General features: G+C 48.5%; 15 protein-coding genes. 14 read left to right on the forward strand and 1 reads right to left on the reverse strand.

Annotated elements, in window-relative coordinates; translation table 11 throughout:
- Positions 1-678 precede the first annotated feature (678 nt).
- The 3 genes from ABIE61_RS13535 (at position 679) to ABIE61_RS13545 (ending at position 3608) form a co-directional block, all read left to right on the forward strand.
- Positions 679-975, forward strand: a complete 297-nt coding sequence (locus ABIE61_RS13535) for a hypothetical protein (protein ID WP_354410334.1) — start codon at positions 679-681, stop codon at positions 973-975.
- Between the two features lie 455 nt (positions 976-1430).
- Complete coding sequence (locus ABIE61_RS13540) at positions 1431-1628, forward strand: hypothetical protein (RefSeq protein WP_354410336.1); 198 nt, start codon at positions 1431-1433, stop codon at positions 1626-1628.
- A 144-nt stretch (positions 1629-1772) separates the two neighbouring features.
- Positions 1773-3608 (forward strand): AAA family ATPase, encoded by a 1836-nt coding sequence (locus tag ABIE61_RS13545; RefSeq protein ID WP_354410337.1) that lies wholly within the window; start codon positions 1773-1775, stop codon positions 3606-3608.
- 807 nt (positions 3609-4415) lie between these two features.
- Here the strand turns inward: ABIE61_RS13545 and ABIE61_RS13550 are convergent.
- Positions 4416-4622, reverse strand: coding sequence for a hypothetical protein (locus tag ABIE61_RS13550; protein ID WP_354410339.1), 207 nt, complete (start codon positions 4620-4622; stop codon positions 4416-4418).
- Between the two features lie 195 nt (positions 4623-4817).
- Here ABIE61_RS13550 and ABIE61_RS13555 point away from each other — a divergent pair, with 195 nt between their 5' ends.
- The 11 genes from ABIE61_RS13555 (at position 4818) to ABIE61_RS13605 (ending at position 19197) form a co-directional block, all read left to right on the forward strand.
- Positions 4818-5339, forward strand: a complete 522-nt coding sequence (locus ABIE61_RS13555) for a hypothetical protein (protein ID WP_354410341.1) — start codon at positions 4818-4820, stop codon at positions 5337-5339.
- 55 nt (positions 5340-5394) lie between these two features.
- Complete coding sequence (locus ABIE61_RS13560; RefSeq protein WP_354410342.1) at positions 5395-6399, forward strand: helix-turn-helix transcriptional regulator; 1005 nt, start codon at positions 5395-5397, stop codon at positions 6397-6399.
- Between the two features lie 82 nt (positions 6400-6481).
- The gene (locus ABIE61_RS13565; RefSeq protein ID WP_354410344.1) at positions 6482-7087 is read left to right on the forward strand and encodes a type VI secretion system-associated protein TagO; all 606 of its coding nucleotides are present in this window, start codon (positions 6482-6484) and stop codon (positions 7085-7087) included.
- 139 nt (positions 7088-7226) lie between these two features.
- Entirely contained in the window at positions 7227-7838 is a 612-nt protein-coding gene (locus ABIE61_RS13570; RefSeq protein WP_354410347.1) for a DUF1819 family protein, read from the forward strand.
- An 18-nt stretch (positions 7839-7856) separates the two neighbouring features.
- Complete coding sequence (locus ABIE61_RS13575) at positions 7857-8438, forward strand: DUF1788 domain-containing protein (protein WP_354410349.1); 582 nt, start codon at positions 7857-7859, stop codon at positions 8436-8438.
- Positions 8439-8467: 29 nt separating this feature from the next.
- Entirely contained in the window at positions 8468-12139 is a 3672-nt protein-coding gene (gene brxC, locus ABIE61_RS13580; RefSeq protein ID WP_354410352.1) for a BREX system P-loop protein BrxC, read from the forward strand.
- Between the two features lie 276 nt (positions 12140-12415).
- On the forward strand, positions 12416-13066 hold the full coding sequence (locus ABIE61_RS13585) for a hypothetical protein (RefSeq protein ID WP_354410355.1): 651 nt from the start codon (positions 12416-12418) through the stop codon (positions 13064-13066).
- The gene (locus ABIE61_RS13590) at positions 13063-13770 is read left to right on the forward strand and encodes a hypothetical protein (RefSeq protein WP_354410357.1); all 708 of its coding nucleotides are present in this window, start codon (positions 13063-13065) and stop codon (positions 13768-13770) included. The genes ABIE61_RS13585 and ABIE61_RS13590 overlap by 4 nt, the downstream gene beginning before the upstream one ends.
- Positions 13771-13775: 5 nt before the next feature.
- Complete coding sequence (locus ABIE61_RS13595) at positions 13776-14504, forward strand: hypothetical protein (RefSeq protein WP_354410359.1); 729 nt, start codon at positions 13776-13778, stop codon at positions 14502-14504.
- Positions 14501-18130 carry a BREX-1 system adenine-specific DNA-methyltransferase PglX gene (pglX, locus tag ABIE61_RS13600; protein ID WP_354410361.1) on the forward strand — a complete coding sequence of 1210 codons (3630 nt, stop codon included), beginning with the start codon at positions 14501-14503 and terminating at the stop codon, positions 18128-18130. The genes ABIE61_RS13595 and pglX overlap by 4 nt, the downstream gene beginning before the upstream one ends.
- The gene (locus ABIE61_RS13605) at positions 18127-19197 is read left to right on the forward strand and encodes an AAA family ATPase (protein ID WP_354410364.1); all 1071 of its coding nucleotides are present in this window, start codon (positions 18127-18129) and stop codon (positions 19195-19197) included. Before pglX ends, ABIE61_RS13605 begins: the two co-directional genes overlap by 4 nt.

Below are 19197 nucleotides of genomic sequence, written 5' to 3' on the forward strand. Positions count from 1 at the left end.
GACTGCAGTGTCGATTCTTCGACACGAGCTTGGCACTGGTGCAGGAAGGAACGGCACCATGCTGGAGATTCGTGCCTGAGATCACCTGCGGATCCAGTTTGGACTGAAGTGTCGAGTCTTCGACACCCGCGTGGCACTGGCGCAGGAATGAACGGCACCGTACTCAATGACAGTGCCTGAAACTGCCCCCGGATCGAGTTTGGACTGCAGTGTCGATTCTTCGACACGAGCTTGGCACTGGTGCAGGAAGGAACGGCACCATGCTGGAGATTCGTGCCTGAGATCACCTGCGGATCCTGTTTGGGCTGAAGTGTCGAGTCTTCGACACCCGCTTGGCACTGGCACAGGAATGAACGGCACCATGCTGGAAATGCGTGCCTGAGATCATCTGCGGATCCAGTTTGGATTGAAGTGTCGATTCTTCGACACCCGCTTGGCACTGGCACAGGAATGAACGGCACCATGCTGGAAATGCGTGCCTGAGATCATCTGCTGATCCAGTTTGGATTGAAGTGTCGATTCTTCGACACCCGCTTGGCACTGGCGCAGGAATGAACGGCACCATGCTGGAGGTTCGTGTATGAGATCACCTCCGGTCCCAGTGTGATCAAACACGATTTGATCTGCCGGGTAGTCTGGTAGAACGCTCTATACGAGCGATACAGAGAGGAAGTATCCATGAAAATCTTGACGCAGAAGGTTGTCGATGTCGTTGAGGATGTACGCTGCGATGTCTGTGGTGACAGCACCTCGGGCGAAGGTCAGCATGCCCCTCAATTTGGTGTGCTCAACGCTGATTGGGGGTATGGATCCCGCCATGATGGAGAACGATACGAGTTGCACCTGTGCGAAGGCTGTTTTTTCTCTGCGTTGGCAACACTGAAGCAGGAGCGCCAAGCCTGCCGTTTGTTTGACGAAAACGCGGATGATCAGGCTGCAGAGTTTGGTCTGGTGGTTAAAGGCGAAGGCGAGTGAGGAGGGGGCTAGGAACCCCGCTCAGGTTCTCACCTGTGTGCTGCCATGCGCTTTCGACACAAAACAGACCTTCGTGGGAATCAGGTTGTCGCTCCGATCCCCTGGCACCTGTGGACAAGCTGCTTTAAGTTTCTGTGGTTACTACAGTGTATTGAAAGCCACGAGCCTAGGGTGCTTATTTTGTCACGTGATTGTGCTCATTTGTAACTGGTAACAGGCGGGAAAATCGTTCAGTATCAGGAGACTATGGACTGGCCGTTGCAGGATAACGCGCACGGCAAAGCTTCAAAACGCGCATGCTCGTTATCACCGGAAGAGAATGACTGTGATATCTCAATTTATTCTTTATTTTCAAGTTTTTATAAAAGCTATCCCTGTTTTCGACTGAGAACAAAAATGCTCATGCGAAGTATTATACTGTTAAGCAATGAAAGCATCATGGAGAAATCGGGTATATGGGAACTATCAAGGTAGAAAAGGGTGGTGTTACGTACTCTGCGGAATATGTGCTGAATGAAAATGTTGTCACAGTATTCGGTGATGGCGGGCAGGAGTCTACTCAGCTAGGCGGCATGTCCGAAGAGGGTGTGGCTCGTATGCTCCTCAATAATTTGATTCGTAAAGGTCACATTGAGCCTGATATGGCTCCGTGACTACCGATCATGTGCAGCGCTATGCTTAGCAACTAATTCTAGTTCGCTATGGCACCTGTGGTGCCTTCGCCGGACAGCCTATACGCGGCTTCGCCGCAGGCATCCACTGAATAAGGACGTTATATTGAACTAAGGTAGTGCAGAGTGAATCTGATAGAATTAAGTAACTTTAAAAAATTTGATGAGATCAATGTTGATATTAACGAAAATGGACTATCCCTGATCTCTGGGGTTAACAACTCGGGAAAAACCAGCCTCTTACATGCTCTTGCTGTATGGGAGTATGCAAAAATCCTTTTGATTAATTATCGGGGGCAGCAGTCGTTACTTGAAGAATATGATGTAGAGAAGAAAGGGCTTGGTATTGCTCCTGAATCATTTTCACCAATTAGCATTCCTTCCTTGAGATATCTTTGGAAAGACCAAAGGACAATTGGTTCCTATCAGCTCAAAATAAAAGTAGGGTGGAAGGGATCAGAAAATAGAAATCTCTTTCTAGAGCTTGCGTATACTCTTAACGGAAATAATTTCGCAATAAAAAAGTCTGATTCTAATCTTTCTGAGTCAGATCAAATACCTACTATTGCTTACCTTCCACCTTTTGGTGGAATGAATGAAAATGAAAGTTGGTTGTCTGTAGCAGATCGAAGAAAACTAATAGGGAAAGGGCAGGCTGGCTCTGTAATTAGAAACTTACTGTTAGATTTACATGACGCTCATGAGTCGACCATTGAAGAGAAAAAGAATGAGCTTTTTCCAAATAAGAAAAGACTAACACAAGCAGACCAACAAGTACTTAAAGGTATAAACACTGAATGGAGGCAGCTAAAAGAAATACTTTCTGAAGTATTTCATGTGAATCTTTATGTACATGATTTTGATAGCCAGTTTCATAATTTCGTAAGTGTCGATGTCATAGATTTGATTAAAAATCCTGAAACCCAAGAGAAAGAGAGAAATAATTCAAGTAAAAGAGACCTGATGGTTGAGGGAAGTGGTTTTCTACAATGGTTAAGTGTCTTTGCTTTAGCCTTAGATAAAAACAACGATGTGCTTCTACTTGATGAACCTGACGCCCATTTGCATTCATCTTTACAGTCTCTCCTGATGGAGAAGTTGGAAAAGATATGCGAAGAAAACAACAAGCAGATTCTAATGGTTAGCCATAGTTCTGATTTAATAAAGCTAATTGACTACCAGAAAGTCTTGCATGTTGAAGCTTCAAAAGCAGAATACTTAAAAAACAATGAAGAAAAAGTTTTGGTTCTGGAAGGGCTCGGCAGCAAATATTTCCCCCTTCTTGATTCCATGATAGAACACAAAAAGGTATTGCTTATTGAAAATTCAAGTGATGCCCGTATTCTAAAGTCACTCTGTATAAAGCTAGGAAAAATTTGGCCAGAAAATATTGTTGAGTGGGTTACGAACAAGAAGCATAAAGAACGTAAGACTTTAATTGTTGAGCTCAATAAAAAAATAATTCAAGAAACTGGCAGCCACATAACTGCGTATAGCCTTAGAGATTTAGATGATGATAGCTACAATACAACAAATTCAAGATTACATGACAATGGTAAAGATGTTCAGAGAGATGATTCAGGCCAACATGTAATAATGATGTACAGAACATTGAGGCGACGAGAAATAGAGAATTACTTGATAGTTCCTGAGGCAATAAGTCGTTATATTTCTAATAATTGCCGAAATCCAGATATCATTAAGGATGTTGATGCGGTTAGGAATTATCTTGCAAATGAACATGGGCTGGTAGTCCCTGAAACATATAAGCTCTCTGAAAGAGCGAGTAATACTGAGGCTCTATTTGTCAAGGATGTAAAACCTGTTCTTGATGGGATAAATTCACACTTTAGAGTTAAGTTTGATAAAGAAGAATACATAAATTCTATTAATAGTAATGAAATCAGTGAAGATCTCATTACCATCATAGATGAAATAATAGATATGTGTGCAGTTGATTAATATAATAAATGGGTCCAAGTGACACCTACGGCGCACCTGAGCCAAGCGTTACAAGTAAGGAAATAAGAAATGCATGTTTTTATGGAACCAGCAGTGCTTATAAGTCTTTTTGGTAGTTTAATAATTGCCATGCTATCCAGTAGGCTGAATGTATTTGGGGATTTTATAATTGATCATATTTCTATATTCCCAATGAAAGTTAAATCTTTTTTATGCCGGTTTGACTGGAGGTATCGGAAGAATATTATTCTAAAAATTAGAAATCCACACAGAGTGACCGCTGCTATTATAAGAACATATGCTTTTCTAATTCTATTTTTTCTTTTATTTATGTTTTTTATTATTATCGTAATTGGTTTTCATGTTGAAGAGTTTTCAAGCCTACCATTATCTGTGCAGATGTTGGTTTCGTCGCCAGTTTTTATTATAGAGATTCTTTGGCTTATACAAAGAGAAAAAACTAGGAGTCTCATTAGGGCTGTGGGAATGCGCAAAAAAAACAAGTCGAGAACTTGCTGTCAGCGGGATCTGTGAGTAAATGTAACAAGTTGCAGCACTTCAGTCGCTATGCGGCTCGGACCCCAATAAGCTACGCTTATTCCGTCCGGTGTGCAAAGCGTTAATGTCTGCTTAGGGCCAAAACCAGAACTACCGATATTGCCCAGGCGCAAATCCGTGTTTGACTCCATACGGTCGAAGCTGAGGTGCTTGGGTTACGTCTCGCTACTTTCTTATGCTAGAGACGAAAGCTGTTTGACTTGAGGCTTGGCTACGGGATGTGGATAGCATCAAACTCAGTCACGCCGATCAATAGTGCTTTCTGGCCCTCATAAGTGCCGAAATATCCAAGCCTGCACTTTCTGCTAATGCCTCAAGATTGTTGGTGGGTGGAAGTGCAGGACAAATTTTATGTGTACTTCTTTTTTCTTTTGCACGTTGCTGCACCCAACTATGTAATGTGTTCAGCTGCTCCAGGCTCAAGTCTTGTAGAAACTCAGCAATAGCGTCACTCATGATTTTTTCCGATGACTGCCCAATTATGATCGTTATTATTAAAGCACTTTTAAAAATATAGTATAGAGGCATATAATTCTAGTCTTATAATACATCCTCTTTCGTACTGCGACAAGATCTGTCGTAGGTGTCTGTTATAGTGATGTCCGCACTAATAAAACCTTATTTAAAGAAAAAATATTCAGGTGATACGATATGAAGAAAATAATTTACATGCTGTTTCTTGTTATTGCTGTTAGTGGCTCTGTTTATGCCACTAATAATTATATGCTTTCAAAGCCTCTAAATGCTGTTTTGGAGAGTGATGCCAGAAATATTGGTATAGAGATTGATAGTCGCTATGAGAAATACGTTATTCCTTCTGTCTTGGTGATTAATATTAAATCAATCGATGATGATAAAAGTCCCGCTGATGTCTTTCGAGTTCTACTCCAGTATTCAAATAGGATTCAAGAGATGGATTTTGATCATGTTTGGCTTAGTTCAAATGGAGTTAAAAAATTCATGCTCAAAGGTGACTATTTTAAGAAATTAGGTGTGGAATATGAGTATCAGAATCCTGTTTATACCATGCGCACATTTCCTGAAAATCTTTATCTCCCCAATGGAAATAGAGCATTTTCATCATGGAGTGGCGGGTTGTTGGGTGTGACCAAGAAGCAGATGGAAGATTTCACTGAGTTTCACAAACGGTGGTATATAGAAGATATGCTGTGATTCTCCCCTTTTTCGATTGCTACAAAGTCATTTATCCCATGACAAGGATGCCACTATGAGCGCACGACAAGATACCCTGTTCCGCTACCTGAACATGCTGCAGCTTATTCCACGAGCCCCTCACTACCGTGCTACTTCAACGCTACAGGCACTGCTGGAAGAGCGAGGCTTCAAGGTTGATATACGTTCTATTCAACGTGACTTGGAAAAAATGTCCGGGCACTTCCCACTACTATGTGACAAGTCCAGTCGCCCGTTTAGGTGGTCATTCGACCCCGGGTTCAAAAGTAACCTTCCGGCCATGGACACAGCGACAGCACTTACGCTGGTACTGGCAGAAGAGTACTTGACTGGCTTGCTCCCTCAGGTAGCGATTGACCAACTGGGTGGGCAATTCCACAACGCTCGAAAGTACCTGGATAGCCTTGAGCGAAATAGCTTTGCCCATTGGACACAGTTCGTAAAAGCGATCCCGAACGGGAAGGCGCTGATTCCGGCACCAATTTCACATGATGTATGGCAGTGGGTGACAGATGCATTGCTCAATGGGTACGCCCTTGATGTTCAATATCTGAGCCGCGCCAAAAATCAGGTCAAAACCTATGTTCTGCACCCGCTGGGTCTTGTTGCCCGGCACAGCGTGACCTACTTGCTGGCAACCGTGAACGAATACGACGATGTTCGACAGTTTGCATTGCACCGGATCCAAACTGTAAAGCAGAGCCAGGCGGATCTGCGCACCCAGCGCGGATTCAACCTCGACGATTACATCGCACAGGGTGCTTTTGGATACCCGGTTGATGATGGAGCGGTCAACTTGAAGGCCAAAGTGCGCTCTGACGTAGCGTGGATGTTGTCAGAAACGCCGGTTAGCCATTCACAAGTCCTAAGTGAGCCCGATGAGAATGGTTGGGTTTTGCTTGAGGCTGAGGTACCCAATGACCAGCAGACGCAGTGGTGGCTGCAAGGGTTTGGTTCAGCGGTTGATGTTCTGGAGCCGAAGAGTTGGCGTGAAGCCATTCACAAACAGGCTCGGAAAATTCTCGGTTTGGATGAATAGAGCATTTGGGCAACCGACTACGACATGATCTGTCGTTTGCACTTTATAAGATACACGAAACTGACAACGGAGATGGATAACCATGAAAAGAGTAATAGCCCTCGCCCTGGCCACTGGACTAACCGCTACTGCTCATGCAGCACCCACTGATAAAGAAATTGCTGCCTGTGCCATTGTGGAAGGCGACCTTTCTCGACTTGAGTGCTATGACACCCTTGCTCAAAGGTATGGATTGAAAGGTCCCCAAGCACAACCGGTTGATGCTTCAGGTAGTGGCAAATGGTCCGTTGAAATCGAGACCAACCCGATTGATGACAGTAAAACCGTTACCCTTATTTTGAAAGCGGATGAAGGCAATAGTCGCTGGGGGCGTCCTGTCGTCATGATTGCCCGTTGCAAAAGCAACACCACAGATTTATACATAGCCTGGAATGACTATTTAGGTAGGGAAGCCGATGTCCTCAGTCGAGTGGGTGATACAAAAGCCCAAACGCGCCGATGGTCTATGTCTACTGACAGCAAAGCGACCTTTCATCCTCAACCTATCGCGTTCCTGAAGTCCATGATGGAAGCCAATACATTAGTGGCACAGGTAACGCCCTATAACGAAAGTCCAGTGACTGCGATTTTCGATACTTCTGGGCTAGCAGACGCTATCAAGCCTCTGCGTGAAACCTGTAACTGGTAACAGCAAATCTGTATTGCTGGATGTGGAGCAAAGCATTCCTCTGTTCGCTGGGTGGGGCCGTAAATGACGCAGGCATCAGACAGCATCTGCGTTGTGTTGTATCCTTACCCGTTTGAACGAATGGGTTACGAACATCGGGATGCGCCACTTCAGTTATGACAGTGATTTGACCGGCGGCTCTCTCATGGTGAGAGAGTCTCGGGTCATTGCAGACTTGCTGCTCAAAGAAGCAACTCCGGAAGAGTGGCTTGATGCCATCCAGACAGATAATCGGCTGCAGAAGCCCACAGCCGCAACCGCAAGGCGTATAGCGCAATCGATTCGCAAGCGACTTGAGCGTATGGAACCCTCGTTCTGGCAAGTGATTAGAGATGGCGATGATGAGCTCGCAACGCAGGCATCGTTTTGTGCAGTGCTTGAGCGCAACTTGTTGTTGGTCGAATTTATCGAGTCGGTACTGCGGGATGCCTTTGTGACCCAGGCCGGTAAGCTGCATGTTTGGCAGTGGAACGATTTTCTGGATGAGCGTGCCCATAAGGATTCCGCCTTGGCCGACTGGTCGATGACGACCAAGCGCAAGACAGGGCAGGTGGCATTCCGGATACTGGCAGAAGTGGGGTTGTTAACCGATACGCGCTCGTTGACGCTCCAGCATCTGCTTGTGCGTCCTGAAGTCAGGGTGCTGCTGGATGACACCTATCGCCATCGTATTCGAAGTTGTTTGGAAGTATCAGGTGCCACCGCAGGGTGAAATGAGCAAGGAGCTAGCATGAACCAGCCATTACAAGACCGGCTTAACCAGATCTATGACAAGATCCAGAGTGAAGAATTTCTGCAGGGGCAGGGGCTGGGCAATGAGATTGCCTTCTGGATTTTTGATTATCACCCTAAGCACGAGCTTCAGGTACGTGAGCATCTGCGCTTTCTGGTGTCCCAGCTGGGTAAGAAAAATCCGAATATGAAGGTTGCCAGCATTAACCTGCTTGAGGTGATGAGGGATTACCTGGTCAGTCGCAACTTTTTAAATAAGGCCTGTGCTATGCAGGTTGCGAAGGGCGATACCGCCTTGTTGAAAGCGCTTGCTGGCCCGATGCACATGGACAAATTTGCTCCCTTCCTGATGGAGCACACCCAAGCAGCTGACCAGGACGTGATCTTCTTACACGGCATTGGCTCAGTATGGCCCGTTCTGCGCGCCCACAATCTGCTCAACAAGCTGCATGCGCTTCTGGGGCACAAACCCGTGGTGCTGTTCTACCCGGGGCATTACAACGGGCAAAGCCTGACGTTGTTCAATCAAATACCCAGCAAAAACTACTACAGGGCCTTCACGCTGGTACCGCGTGCATAACCCAATGTGACTGGCAAGGATGATGCTGTATGACCATCAAGAATCTTTTCTTTAAGCCCCTGGATCGCTCCATCAATGGGGTGGTGAAAGCCGACCAAAATGACGATGCAACGGTGTGGCAGGAGCTGGACGAGTACGTTGTCACCAATGAGCTGGAAAAGCATTTCCGGCACTTTTTCGAGTCATACAGTACGGATCGGCACGACCCTTCAATTGCCAGCCGAGTGGGTATCTGGATCAGCGGGTTCTTTGGCTCCGGTAAGTCTCACTTCCTAAAGACCTTGTCCTACCTGTTGGCCAACATTACCGCACACGATGCCGATGGCAGCGAAAAGCAAGCTGTGCAGTTTTTCGATGAGCACAAACTGCGCGATGCCATGATCCGTGCCGACATCGACAAGTCGGTCTCCAATCCTGCTGATGTCATCCTGTTTAACATTGACAGCAAGGCCAGTTCAAACGATCAGGGCAATCCGATTCTCAATGTGTTCCTGCGCGTGTTCAACGAATACCAGGGGTTCAGTGGCGATCATCCGCATATTGCGCATATGGAGCGCCACCTGACCCAGAAGGGTGTTTATCAGGCGTTTTGTGATGCGTTTGCTGAAGCCTCCGGCATGGAGTGGCAGGCGGAGCGTGATGGCTACCAGTTTTATCAGGACGACATTGAGCAGGCGATCGGCAAGGCACTGAATCTGTCACCGGATGCGGCCCACAAATGGTTTGAGGAGTCCGAGGAAACTTTCTCGGTATCCGTGGAGAACTTCTGTCGTTGGGTGAAAGAGTATCTCGACAGCCAAGGCCCTGATCATCGAATGGTGTTCATGGTGGATGAGGTGGGCCAGTTCATCGGCTCAGATACCAAGCTGATGCTGACGCTGCAGACGATCACGGAAAACCTCGGCACCATTTGTCAGGGCCGGGCGTGGATTGTGGTGACATCCCAGGCGGACATGGATGCGGTGCTGGGTGAATTGACGTCGTCCAAGGTCAACGACTTCTCCAAAATCGCCGGCCGATTCAAGACACGCCTGTCCCTGTCCAGCTCCAACACGGATGAGGTGATTCAGAAGCGTCTGCTGCGCAAAACGCCGGAAGCGGAAGAGCGGCTGCGTTCAACCTGGGCTCAATACGGCGATATCCTGCGCAACCAGATTACGTTTGACCGTTCTGGCCCGACGTTGCGTAATTTCGATGGCCCCGAGAGCTTTGTAGCCAACTACCCCTTCGCACCCTATCACTTCCAGCTGGTGCAGAAGGTGTTTGAAGAGATCCGTAAAGTGGGGGCCACCGGTGCTCACCTGGCCTACGGTGAGCGCTCAATGCTGGATGCGTTCCAGATGGCGGCCATGAGTTTGGCTAACCAGGAGATCGGTGCGCTGGTGCCCATGCATGCGTTCTACCGGTCGGTCGAGGGCTTTCTGGACACGGCCGTAAAGCGCACCATCGACCAGGCCGCTGAAAACTCGGGGCTTGAGCCGGCGGATATCGACATTCTTCGTACCCTGTTCATGATCCGCTATGTGGATCTGATCAAGGGCACCGCCGACAATCTTGTCACGTTGTCGATTGATACCATCGATACCGACAAGCTGGCACTGCGCAAGCGTATTGAAGAATCCCTGTTGCGTCTGGAAAAAGAGAGCCTGATCACCCGTAACGGTGATGAATTCCTGTTCCTGACCAATGAAGAGCGTGACATCACGCGCAAGATTAAAGCCACTGATATCGCCAGTAATGACGAGAACAAGGAGCTGGGCAACCTGATCTTCAAGGATCTGTTCAAGGATCAGAACAAGTACCGCCATCGTCCGAACAAGACAGACTACAGTATTGGCCGTTATCTGGATGGTCACTCACTGGATGGACGTTACGAAGCTGATCTGCGTGTTGAAGTCATATCCCCGCTTGATCTGGATTATGAGCAGTATGGTGAAGCAGGCTGCATCAACAAATCTACCGAGGGTGCAGGGCAGGTCTTGATCAAACTGCCTGACAACAAAACCTTCTTTGATGAGCTGCGAACCTGGCTGAAGACTAACAAGTTCATTCGTTTGAATGACGATGGCACTAGTACGGATCTGACCCGGATTCTGGCTGACCGTGGTCGTGAGAACCAGGAACGCCGCAAGCGCCTGCGGGCCACGCTGGAAGATATGCTGCTGAACGCCGAATGCTATGCCTTGGGCCAGCATCTCAAGCTGAGCCAGAGCAGCCTGTTGTCACGGTTGGATGATGCCTGTCAGTACCTGCTGGAGAACACCTACACCAAGCTGTCTTATCTGCAGGTACTCCAGCAGGATCCGCTGCGCGAGCTGAACGCCGTGCTGACCATGGATGACATTGGTCAAATGGGCCTGACACTGGATGGCGAAGCCGGTAACCCAAAAGCCACCAAGGATGTCGAGCAGTACATTGGCCTGCGTGCTTCCGGTAATGACCGTCTTCTGGTCAGCGATATTGTCGAGCGCTTCAGCAAGCGCCCCTATGGCTGGCCGGATAATGAGATCCTTCTGGTACTGGCCCGGTTGGCCGCAGCAGGGCGCCTGACCTTCCATACCGATGGTCCGGCACTGCCACTGGATGAGATGTTTGACCGCCTCACTAATACCCGCAAACGCAGCGAAGTTAAGGTGCAGAAAAAGCGCCTGACCGAGGATGCGGTGCTGAAAAAGGCCCGTAATCTGTCACAGGATCTGTTTAATGCTCTAGGCCCTGAGAACGAAAAAGATCTGTACGAGTTCTATCGGCAGCATCTGGACACATGGCTCGACAATCTGACCGGCTATGAGAACCAGATGAAAACGGGCCACTTCCCCGGCAAGGGCAGGGTCGAGACATCTATTCGTACACTGAAAGAGCTGCTGTCGAATACTGATAGCGTGGAGTTCTTCAAAGCGCTTACGGATAACCAGGATGACTACCTGGACTTGGAGGAAGACTATCGCGACCTGCACGAGTTTTTCACCAAGCAACTCCACAGCTGGAAGCAGCTCACGACAGCGATCACGCATTTCGAGAAAAATCGGCCGGCACTGGAACGGGATGAAAAGGCCAAATCCGGGCTGAAATCGCTGCATGACCTGTACAAGGCAGACTCTCCTTACAACCAGCTGCACAAAGTCACTGAGTGGATTGAGCAGGTGGAGGCCGTCAACACCGCTTTGCTGGACGAAAAGCGCCAGCATGCCCTGGAACGGGTTGATGAAAAAATTACCCAGCTTCAGGGCGAGATCCAGAAGAGCGGCATCGAAACGCCGGAACTGAGTAACCGGCTGCTGAGGCCACTGCAGTTGATCAAGGCCGATGTTGAGACTGAGTCCAGTATCGCCAACATCTATTTGCTGCAGACAGAAACCGCCAAGGATCGGCTGGACGAGGCCCTGTATGAACTGGAAACCGCCATACAGGCTGAAGCAGAACGTCAGGAACGTGAAGCAGCGGCTGCATTGAAGGCTGCGGAAGCGGCCAGCACAGCGACAGGCGTGAGTGACGACGCACCGGCCTTTGTGCCCAAGGTGGTCAAGAAACCGGTTGCGCGGCCCAAGCCGGTTGTCGAAGTCTCCGCGACCAGTGTGTTCAACAAGGTCAGCAGTGGAATCTATTTGGAATCCGACTCGGATATTGAACGGTTTGTGGAGGCGCTGCGCGAAGAGTTGCAGTCTGCAGTGAAGCAGGACAAGCGGGTGCGCTTGAGGTAACGAGCTGACCGTGCGTGTCCCAAAAAAGCGAAAAGCCCCAATGCACTCACAGGGGCTATAACGCCGACCGGGCACTCCCAGTCCACTTGCTGATTACTTTAGAGCGCTGTAAACACGTCGTCAACGGCTGCGGGTGGGGTATATGGCAGTGCAGAGAAATGGATGAACTCGCATGGTGTCGGTGTTTTGATCTGCAATGGGTGCTTGATCTTTTACTGCAAGCTGATCAAGATTGTCCCGTGTCCTAGGACGCAGGACAGATAAGACGAGGCTCTGATGAAAAGTCAAGACATTGTGTTGCTGCTAAAACTGATTTCGCTGCATAAGCACGAAAAAGCCCATGCTGGTGAAAACGGTAAACGATCAGCCTGGCCTGATGATTGGCAGGACTGGGGCGATGAAGTAGGTACCCTGGGCTATGCTGCAGGTGTGCCGGAGGCGACTGTTTTGCAGGAGCAGCTCTACAGTGTGCGAAACCTTGAACACGAGACAGGGATCAGTAAATCGCAGGTCAGTGCCAGCCTGAAGCGATGCTTGGACGTAGGGCTTGCCAAGCGAGACCGTAAAACGGATCTTCCGCGCACCAATACCAAGGCTCTGTTCGAGTTTCTGGTAAACGGGGTTCGCTATGTTTTTCCAGCCAAGGCCGGCGAATTAACGCGGGGGATCGGTACTTCGTTTGCGGCTCCTGTGCTGGAAGGAAAACTGCTCTCCGGGGGGGATCTGGTCCCCGTATGGCCCGATGCCAAGGGAAACCGAAAGGGACTGTCCGTCACACCCTTACATCCCTCTGTGCCTTACGCGGTACGGCGTGACCCCGAGCTGTATGCCCTACTGGCGTTGGTGGATGCGATCCGCCTGGGTAATCCGCGAGAAGCCAACTTGGCTGCCGACCTCTTAAAGGCTCAAATGGATGTGAAAGCATGAGTACACAACGGATACAACGTGCGATGCTCAAGCAGGTAGCTGTGGCGCTGGGTCCTGATCTGCGTGCCAGGATGGCGTTTGTTGGCGGCTGTACAACGGCCCTGTACCTGAGTGATGAGTTCACGCTTGAACAAGTGAGACATACCGATGATGTCGATATCATCGTGCATGTGATGGGACGCGCCGACTTCTACACACTGCAAGAAACCCTAAGAAAAACAGGGTTCCGAGTATCCATGCCGGATCCGGGTGAGAAAACACCCCCCGTCTGTGCCATGCAGCTGGGTGAACTGCGCGTGGATTTCATGCCGGACGACCAGAGTATTCTTGGCTTCACCAACCGTTGGTATCAACAGGCCCTGAGCACCGCCACACCCTATGAATTGGAGCTTGGGATAACCATTAACCTGGTGGATCCCGTCTACTTTGTTGCGACCAAGCTTGAGGCCTGGAAAGGACGTGGCAACGGAGATGCCCTCAGCAGCCATGACATCGAAGATATCCTGAATGTAGTGGACGGCCGGCCGGAGCTTGTATCCGAGATTGTTGCGGGCCCGACTGAAGTTAAAGCCTATATCGCAGGCGAAATTCGGGCGTTGTTGGACGACAACAACTTCGAGTACGCCGTTGCGAGTCAATCCGGCAACGACAGTGATCGAGAAGACATCCTGTTCGCACGTCTGGAAGCATTAGCGAAAGGATGAGTCTGATGCAAATGGAGTGGCAGAGTCGAAAAGGAAACGCCCGATTACACAACTCCGATGCCGTAGCGCTTTGTGCCTGGGATAACAAAGCCGTCATTGCGATCGTCGATGCGGCTGAGTCCAGCACCAGCGTTGAACTTGCCTCACGCTGGGCACGGGTATGTGTCTGGGCGGCTGTTCACGCACATGATCGATTGAATACTTCAGACTCAATCATCGACGCTCTCAAGCATGCTCATACGAGACTCAGATCCCGGCATTTGCATGATCGTGCCAGCTACCTGATAGCGTCGCTGAATCTGGATCGATGTGAAGGAATACTGCTGTTTGCGGGAGACAGCCTGTTAGGTATTAGCGGCGCGGGTACGCCTGTTTGGCTCAATACCCCGCATACCGTGGAAGCCCATTACCACCATTCTTCAACTGAATGCCCCACTGAAATCCAAGGCGCTGAGCACATCCTGACACGCGCGTTCAAAGGGCGTCGCTTTACCACCCCGGAGCGCCGGTCATTCGTTTGGTCCAAAGGCGCCAGCCTGTTGTTCAGCACCGATGGCCACTGGCGTGAGCATCTGCGTGATGGGACTCCCCTTACAGACCTGCAAGATGATGCCAGCTTTTTGCGCCTCACGGCAGGGGCAACACCACTCAACGTTATCCAGCACACTGACACATCGAATCTATTTATTGTTGACCGGGACGATTTACCCGACATGGATCAGGAAGCGCTATGAACACAGCCAACATTAAGAAATATGCCCCCAAGGCCCGCCAAGACTTCATTGCCGCCATGACCAAGCAGGCGGCGCTTTATGGTGTGACGGCCAAAGGTTGTGAGTCGATGGAAATCCGCGGTGACCTGGCATTGATCGGCAGCCGCACCTTTACGAATTCCATTAGCCGTGCACGCGATGCTTTGGTCAAACGCATCGAACAAGTCGGCTTTGCTCAAACCATGGAGCAGGCTGCATACAGCTGGTTTAACCGCCTCTGTGCCATCCGCTACATGGAGATTCATGGCTATCTGGACCATGGTCGCCGGGTGCTCAGCACTGCATCAGGCGAAGCGGGTACGCCTCAGATTTTGGATGATTGTCTTGATATAGAGCTGTCGGGCTTGGACAAGGCCAAGGTCGCGGACCTGAAACTGGATGGCACCCAGGATGAAGCGCTTTACCGTGAGTTGCTGCTGGCACAGTGTCATGCCTTGCATGAAGCCATGCCGTTCCTGTTTGAGGAGCTGGATGATTCCACCGAGTTGCTGCTACCGGACAACCTGACCAAAACCGACTCATTGATTCGTGCTCTGGTCAGCGCCATCCCCGAAGAGGACTGGCAGGATGTGGAGATCATCGGTTGGCTGTATCAGTTCTACATCAGTGAGAAGAAAGACCAGGTAATCGGCAAAGTCGTCAAAAGCGAAGATATCCCGGCCGCTACCCAGCTGTTCACGCCCAACTGGATCGTACAGTACCTAGTGCAGAACTCGGTAGGGCGCCAATGGCTGCAGACCTACCCGGACAGCCCGCTGAAAGACCAGATGCCGTACTACATAGCTCCGGGTGAGCAGCCCGTAGAGGTACAGGCTCAGTTGGATGCCGTTACACCAGAGAGTATCGACCCTGAATCCATCAAAGTCTTGGATCCGGCCTGCGGTTCCGGCCATATTCTGGTGGAGGCCTACAAGCTGCTCAAATCCATCTACGAAGAACGTGGCTATCGGACCCGTGATATTCCACGGTTGATTCTGAACCACAACCTGTTTGGCCTTGATATCGATGACCGTGCTGGGCAGTTGGCCGGGTTCGCACTGATGATGCTGGCCCGTCAGGATGACCGCCGTCTGTTCAGCCGAGTGGCCAGTGGTGATGTGAACTTGAATGTCCTGTCCCTGCAGGAAACCGGACACCTGAATTTGAACCAGCTCTGGCGCTCCCTGAACCTTGGGGGCGAGTGGCAGCAGGGCAGCTCGCAGAGTTTGTTTGAAAGCGAACAGGCGGACCTGAGCAGTATCAAAGCCGATAACCGCTATCAGCTATTAGAACGCACGCTGGCACGTTTCACTGAGGCCAAAACCTTTGGTTCTCTGATCGAAGTGCCTGCGGAAGATGCCGAACCGCTCAAGGAATTACTGGATGAGCTCACCCAGCTGGCAAATGAAGGGGATTCCATGCAGAAGCCAGCAGCGCTGCAGCTGCTCCCCTATGTGCAGCAGGCGTGGGTACTGTCGCAGCGCTATGATGCGGTAATTGCCAACCCGCCTTATATGGGCAGTAAAGGGATGAATTCACAGCTGAAGAAGTGGGCCTCTAAAAACTATCCGAGTAGTAAGGCAGATCTTTTCTCGATTTTTTTAGAACATGCTTTTCAACTTTTGAAAAGTAATGGATTAAATGCGCAGGTAAACATGCAGTCATGGATGTTCTTATCTAGTTTTGAGAAATTGAGAAGATATATATTGGATAAATATTCAATCATTTCCCTATGCCATATTGGGTACAATAGTTTTCCAACTTTAAATTCAAAGATTGCACAGGCTTGTTCTTTTGTAGTTAGTAAATATAAGATTATTGGTTATAAATCTTGCTATATTGATCTGAATTCAGCTAGTCCTTCGTCTGACAAAAATGAAGTTTTTAATTCAAGAAATGAGAGTATTACTTACTATAAAGATCAAATAAAATTCCTAGATATTCCTGGATCTCCTATTTGTTTTTGGGTTTCAAATGATGAGCTTATATCATTTAAGAATAATAAAAGTAATGGTTCGGTTTGCATTACTTCAAATGGAGTTCAAACTGGTGATAATGATACTTTTGTTAGAGAATGGTTTGAAGTTAGTCAAGAAAAAGTTGGGGTCAAGTGGTTCCCATACAATAAAGGAGGTCCATATAAAAAATGGTATGGTAATGGTGGGTCATTAATAGACTGGGAGCATAGTGGGTCTCGGATAAAGAGTAGATCTAACTCTTGTTACAGAGGAGAAGATAACTATTTTAAGTCCTGTATTACGTGGACAGATGTTACATGGAGGGTATCTGGAAGATATCTGCCTGAAGGTTTTATTTCTGATGCTGCAGGACCATGTGCTTACTTTGAAAATGAAGAAGATATGATGTATGCACTTGGCGCATTTAACACTCCGTTATTTGAAGGCTGGTCGGAAATCATTAATCCTACTCTTCATTTTCAAGCTGGTGACTTCAAAAAACTTCCATTCTCAACAAAATATAAGAATTCTTCAGCTCTAAATTTAATTAAAAGCGCCATAGAAATAACAAAAAAAGACGCTGAAATTTGCGAAACAGAACGTGACTTCAAAAAAAACCCTCTTACTATGTTTAGAATTTGCAAAATAAGAGAGGCATACGAAAAATATATTTTAGAATGTAGAAGCAGGGTTAACAATCTGATGGATTTAGAAGAAGAAAATCAAAAAATCCTCTTTGAGTCTTTGCTAATAAAGGATAGAAAAATACCGTGTTTGCACGAAAAACTCATTACACTATATTCTAACCCATTACATAGATTTAGCGAAGATGAATATAACGATGACCTTCTGAAAAAGTTAAGATCAACTACATTTTGTGACCTTATAAGCTATATAATAGGATGTATTCTTGGAAGGTACTCGCTTATCCGTAGCGGATTATTTTACGCAGGATCGGGAAATAATAATTTCAGCGAGCTAATCGAAAACGGCTTTTCAAATGAAATCTTACCAGATGAAGACAATATTATTCCATTAACTGATCAGGAATGGTTCGCTGACGATGCTACTAACCGCGTCCGTGATTTCGTCTGTGTGGTTTGGGGTGATGAGCACCTGCAGGAAAACCTCGATTTCGTGGCCGAAAGCCTTTGCCTGCACGCCATCAAACCCAAGCGGGGCGAATCCGCCCTCGACACGATTCGCCGCTACCTGAGCACCCAGTTCTACAAGGATCATATGCGCACCTACAAAAAGCGTCCGATCTACTGGTTGTTCAGCTCTGGGAAACAGAAGGCCTTCGAGTGCCTCGTGTACCTACACCGCTACAATGAAGGCACACTGGCACGTATGCGTACCGAATACGTGATTCCGCTTACCGCGAAGCTTACCGCCTATGCAGATAAACTGGAGCAGGACAAGGCGGCAAGCGCTTCCGCCGCAGAAACCAAACGACTGGAAAAGGAAATCAACACCCTGCACAAACAGCAGGCCGAGCTGGCCGAGTTTGATGAAAAACTCCGTCACTTTGCAGACCAGCGAATCGCACTGGATCTGGATGATGGCGTGAAGGTGAATTATGGGAAGTTTGGTGATCTACTAGCTGAAGTGAAGGCAGTAACCGGTACCCATCCGGGGAAGAAAGCATGAAGATCAAAACAATATACACTTATCAAGTTGGCCCCTTGGCGGATGGTGAAATCACATTCGATAACGACTGGACTGAAGAGGTCGAGAGTAAGGTATTACTCACTGGTCCGAATGGCTGTGGTAAATCCACTGTGATTCGTGGATGTGCAATGCTATGGACCGCCTTGGCTTATTGGTTGGATCAACGAAAAGCGTTACCCCAGAAGCACGAGGCCAAACAATGGCTACAACGCTGGGGTGGAATGGCGATTCTTCTAGACGAGATGACTGATGTTACCGCCCAGCCAAGTGTGCAAGTGGGGCTTATGTTTGGCTCCATCTCTTGGTGCGAAGAGATTAAAGCCAAAACTCCCGAAGTTTTTTGGATTGGTGAGGCTATTGAGCGAACCGGAAAGCCTGGTCAACCAAAGCGAGCATTATACCTACCGAAAGAGACTTGGGTTGATGACTGGTCTCAGAAACGTAAAAAGCTGATTCTCTCGTCAGAGAAGCTTGCGGCCCCGAACATCATGTACCTGGATGCTGAAGAACGGCGCTGGGTCACGCCAAAACGCAACATTGCCGAGCCGCTGCCGGACGTGCTAACTCAGCGTTGGTTAACCAAGTATCTGGTAACGGACGATTGGAAGGGACAGTTAGAAGCTTCACTGATCAACCTGAAAACTACTCAGCTGCATAAATTCCATGAAGTGATTAGAGGCCTTAATCAGTTTTTGGTAGGTAAAGAAATCGACTCGGATATCAAACCTGGCGAAGGCCGGTTGAGGGTGAAGATAAAGGGCGAAAGAGGCGTCTACCACAGCATTGATGAGCTTAGTGCTGGCGAACACCAAGTCCTGATTCTGATTTTTCTGATGCTACGCTGGTTGCAGCCAGGTGGTGTGGTATTGATAGATGAGCCGGATTTGTATCTGCACCCATCGTTGGTTGATCCATTACTTGATGTGCTGGAACGGACTGCACAAGAGCTTGAGGCCCAACTTATTATAACCTCACACTCTGTAAGCATATGGCGCCGATACGAAACTTCTGGCACCCGTGTTGAACTCAAAACCGGGCGTAGTTAA

Source organism: Marinobacterium sp. MBR-111 (assembly GCF_040547585.1).
GTDB lineage: Bacteria > Pseudomonadota > Gammaproteobacteria > Pseudomonadales > Balneatricaceae > Marinobacterium > Marinobacterium iners.

Bases quoted from the DNA above. Each gene is read 5' to 3' on its own strand.
- ABIE61_RS13535 (WP_354410334.1), top strand. From the start codon at position 679: ATGAAAATCTTGACGCAGAAGGTTGTCGATGTCGTTGAGGATGTACGC.
- ABIE61_RS13540 (WP_354410336.1), top strand. From the start codon at position 1,431: ATGGGAACTATCAAGGTAGAAAAGGGTGGTGTTACGTACTCTGCGGAA.
- ABIE61_RS13550 (WP_354410339.1), bottom strand. From the start codon at position 4,622: ATGAGTGACGCTATTGCTGAGTTTCTACAAGACTTGAGCCTGGAGCAG.
- ABIE61_RS13555 (WP_354410341.1), top strand. From the start codon at position 4,818: ATGAAGAAAATAATTTACATGCTGTTTCTTGTTATTGCTGTTAGTGGC.
- ABIE61_RS13560 (WP_354410342.1), top strand. From the start codon at position 5,395: ATGAGCGCACGACAAGATACCCTGTTCCGCTACCTGAACATGCTGCAG.
- ABIE61_RS13565 (WP_354410344.1), top strand. From the start codon at position 6,482: ATGAAAAGAGTAATAGCCCTCGCCCTGGCCACTGGACTAACCGCTACT.
- ABIE61_RS13570 (WP_354410347.1), top strand. From the start codon at position 7,227: ATGCGCCACTTCAGTTATGACAGTGATTTGACCGGCGGCTCTCTCATG.
- ABIE61_RS13575 (WP_354410349.1), top strand. From the start codon at position 7,857: ATGAACCAGCCATTACAAGACCGGCTTAACCAGATCTATGACAAGATC.
- brxC (WP_354410352.1), top strand. From the start codon at position 8,468: ATGACCATCAAGAATCTTTTCTTTAAGCCCCTGGATCGCTCCATCAAT.
- ABIE61_RS13585 (WP_354410355.1), top strand. From the start codon at position 12,416: ATGAAAAGTCAAGACATTGTGTTGCTGCTAAAACTGATTTCGCTGCAT.
- ABIE61_RS13590 (WP_354410357.1), top strand. From the start codon at position 13,063: ATGAGTACACAACGGATACAACGTGCGATGCTCAAGCAGGTAGCTGTG.
- ABIE61_RS13595 (WP_354410359.1), top strand. From the start codon at position 13,776: ATGCAAATGGAGTGGCAGAGTCGAAAAGGAAACGCCCGATTACACAAC.
- pglX (WP_354410361.1), top strand. From the start codon at position 14,501: ATGAACACAGCCAACATTAAGAAATATGCCCCCAAGGCCCGCCAAGAC.
- ABIE61_RS13605 (WP_354410364.1), top strand. From the start codon at position 18,127: ATGAAGATCAAAACAATATACACTTATCAAGTTGGCCCCTTGGCGGAT.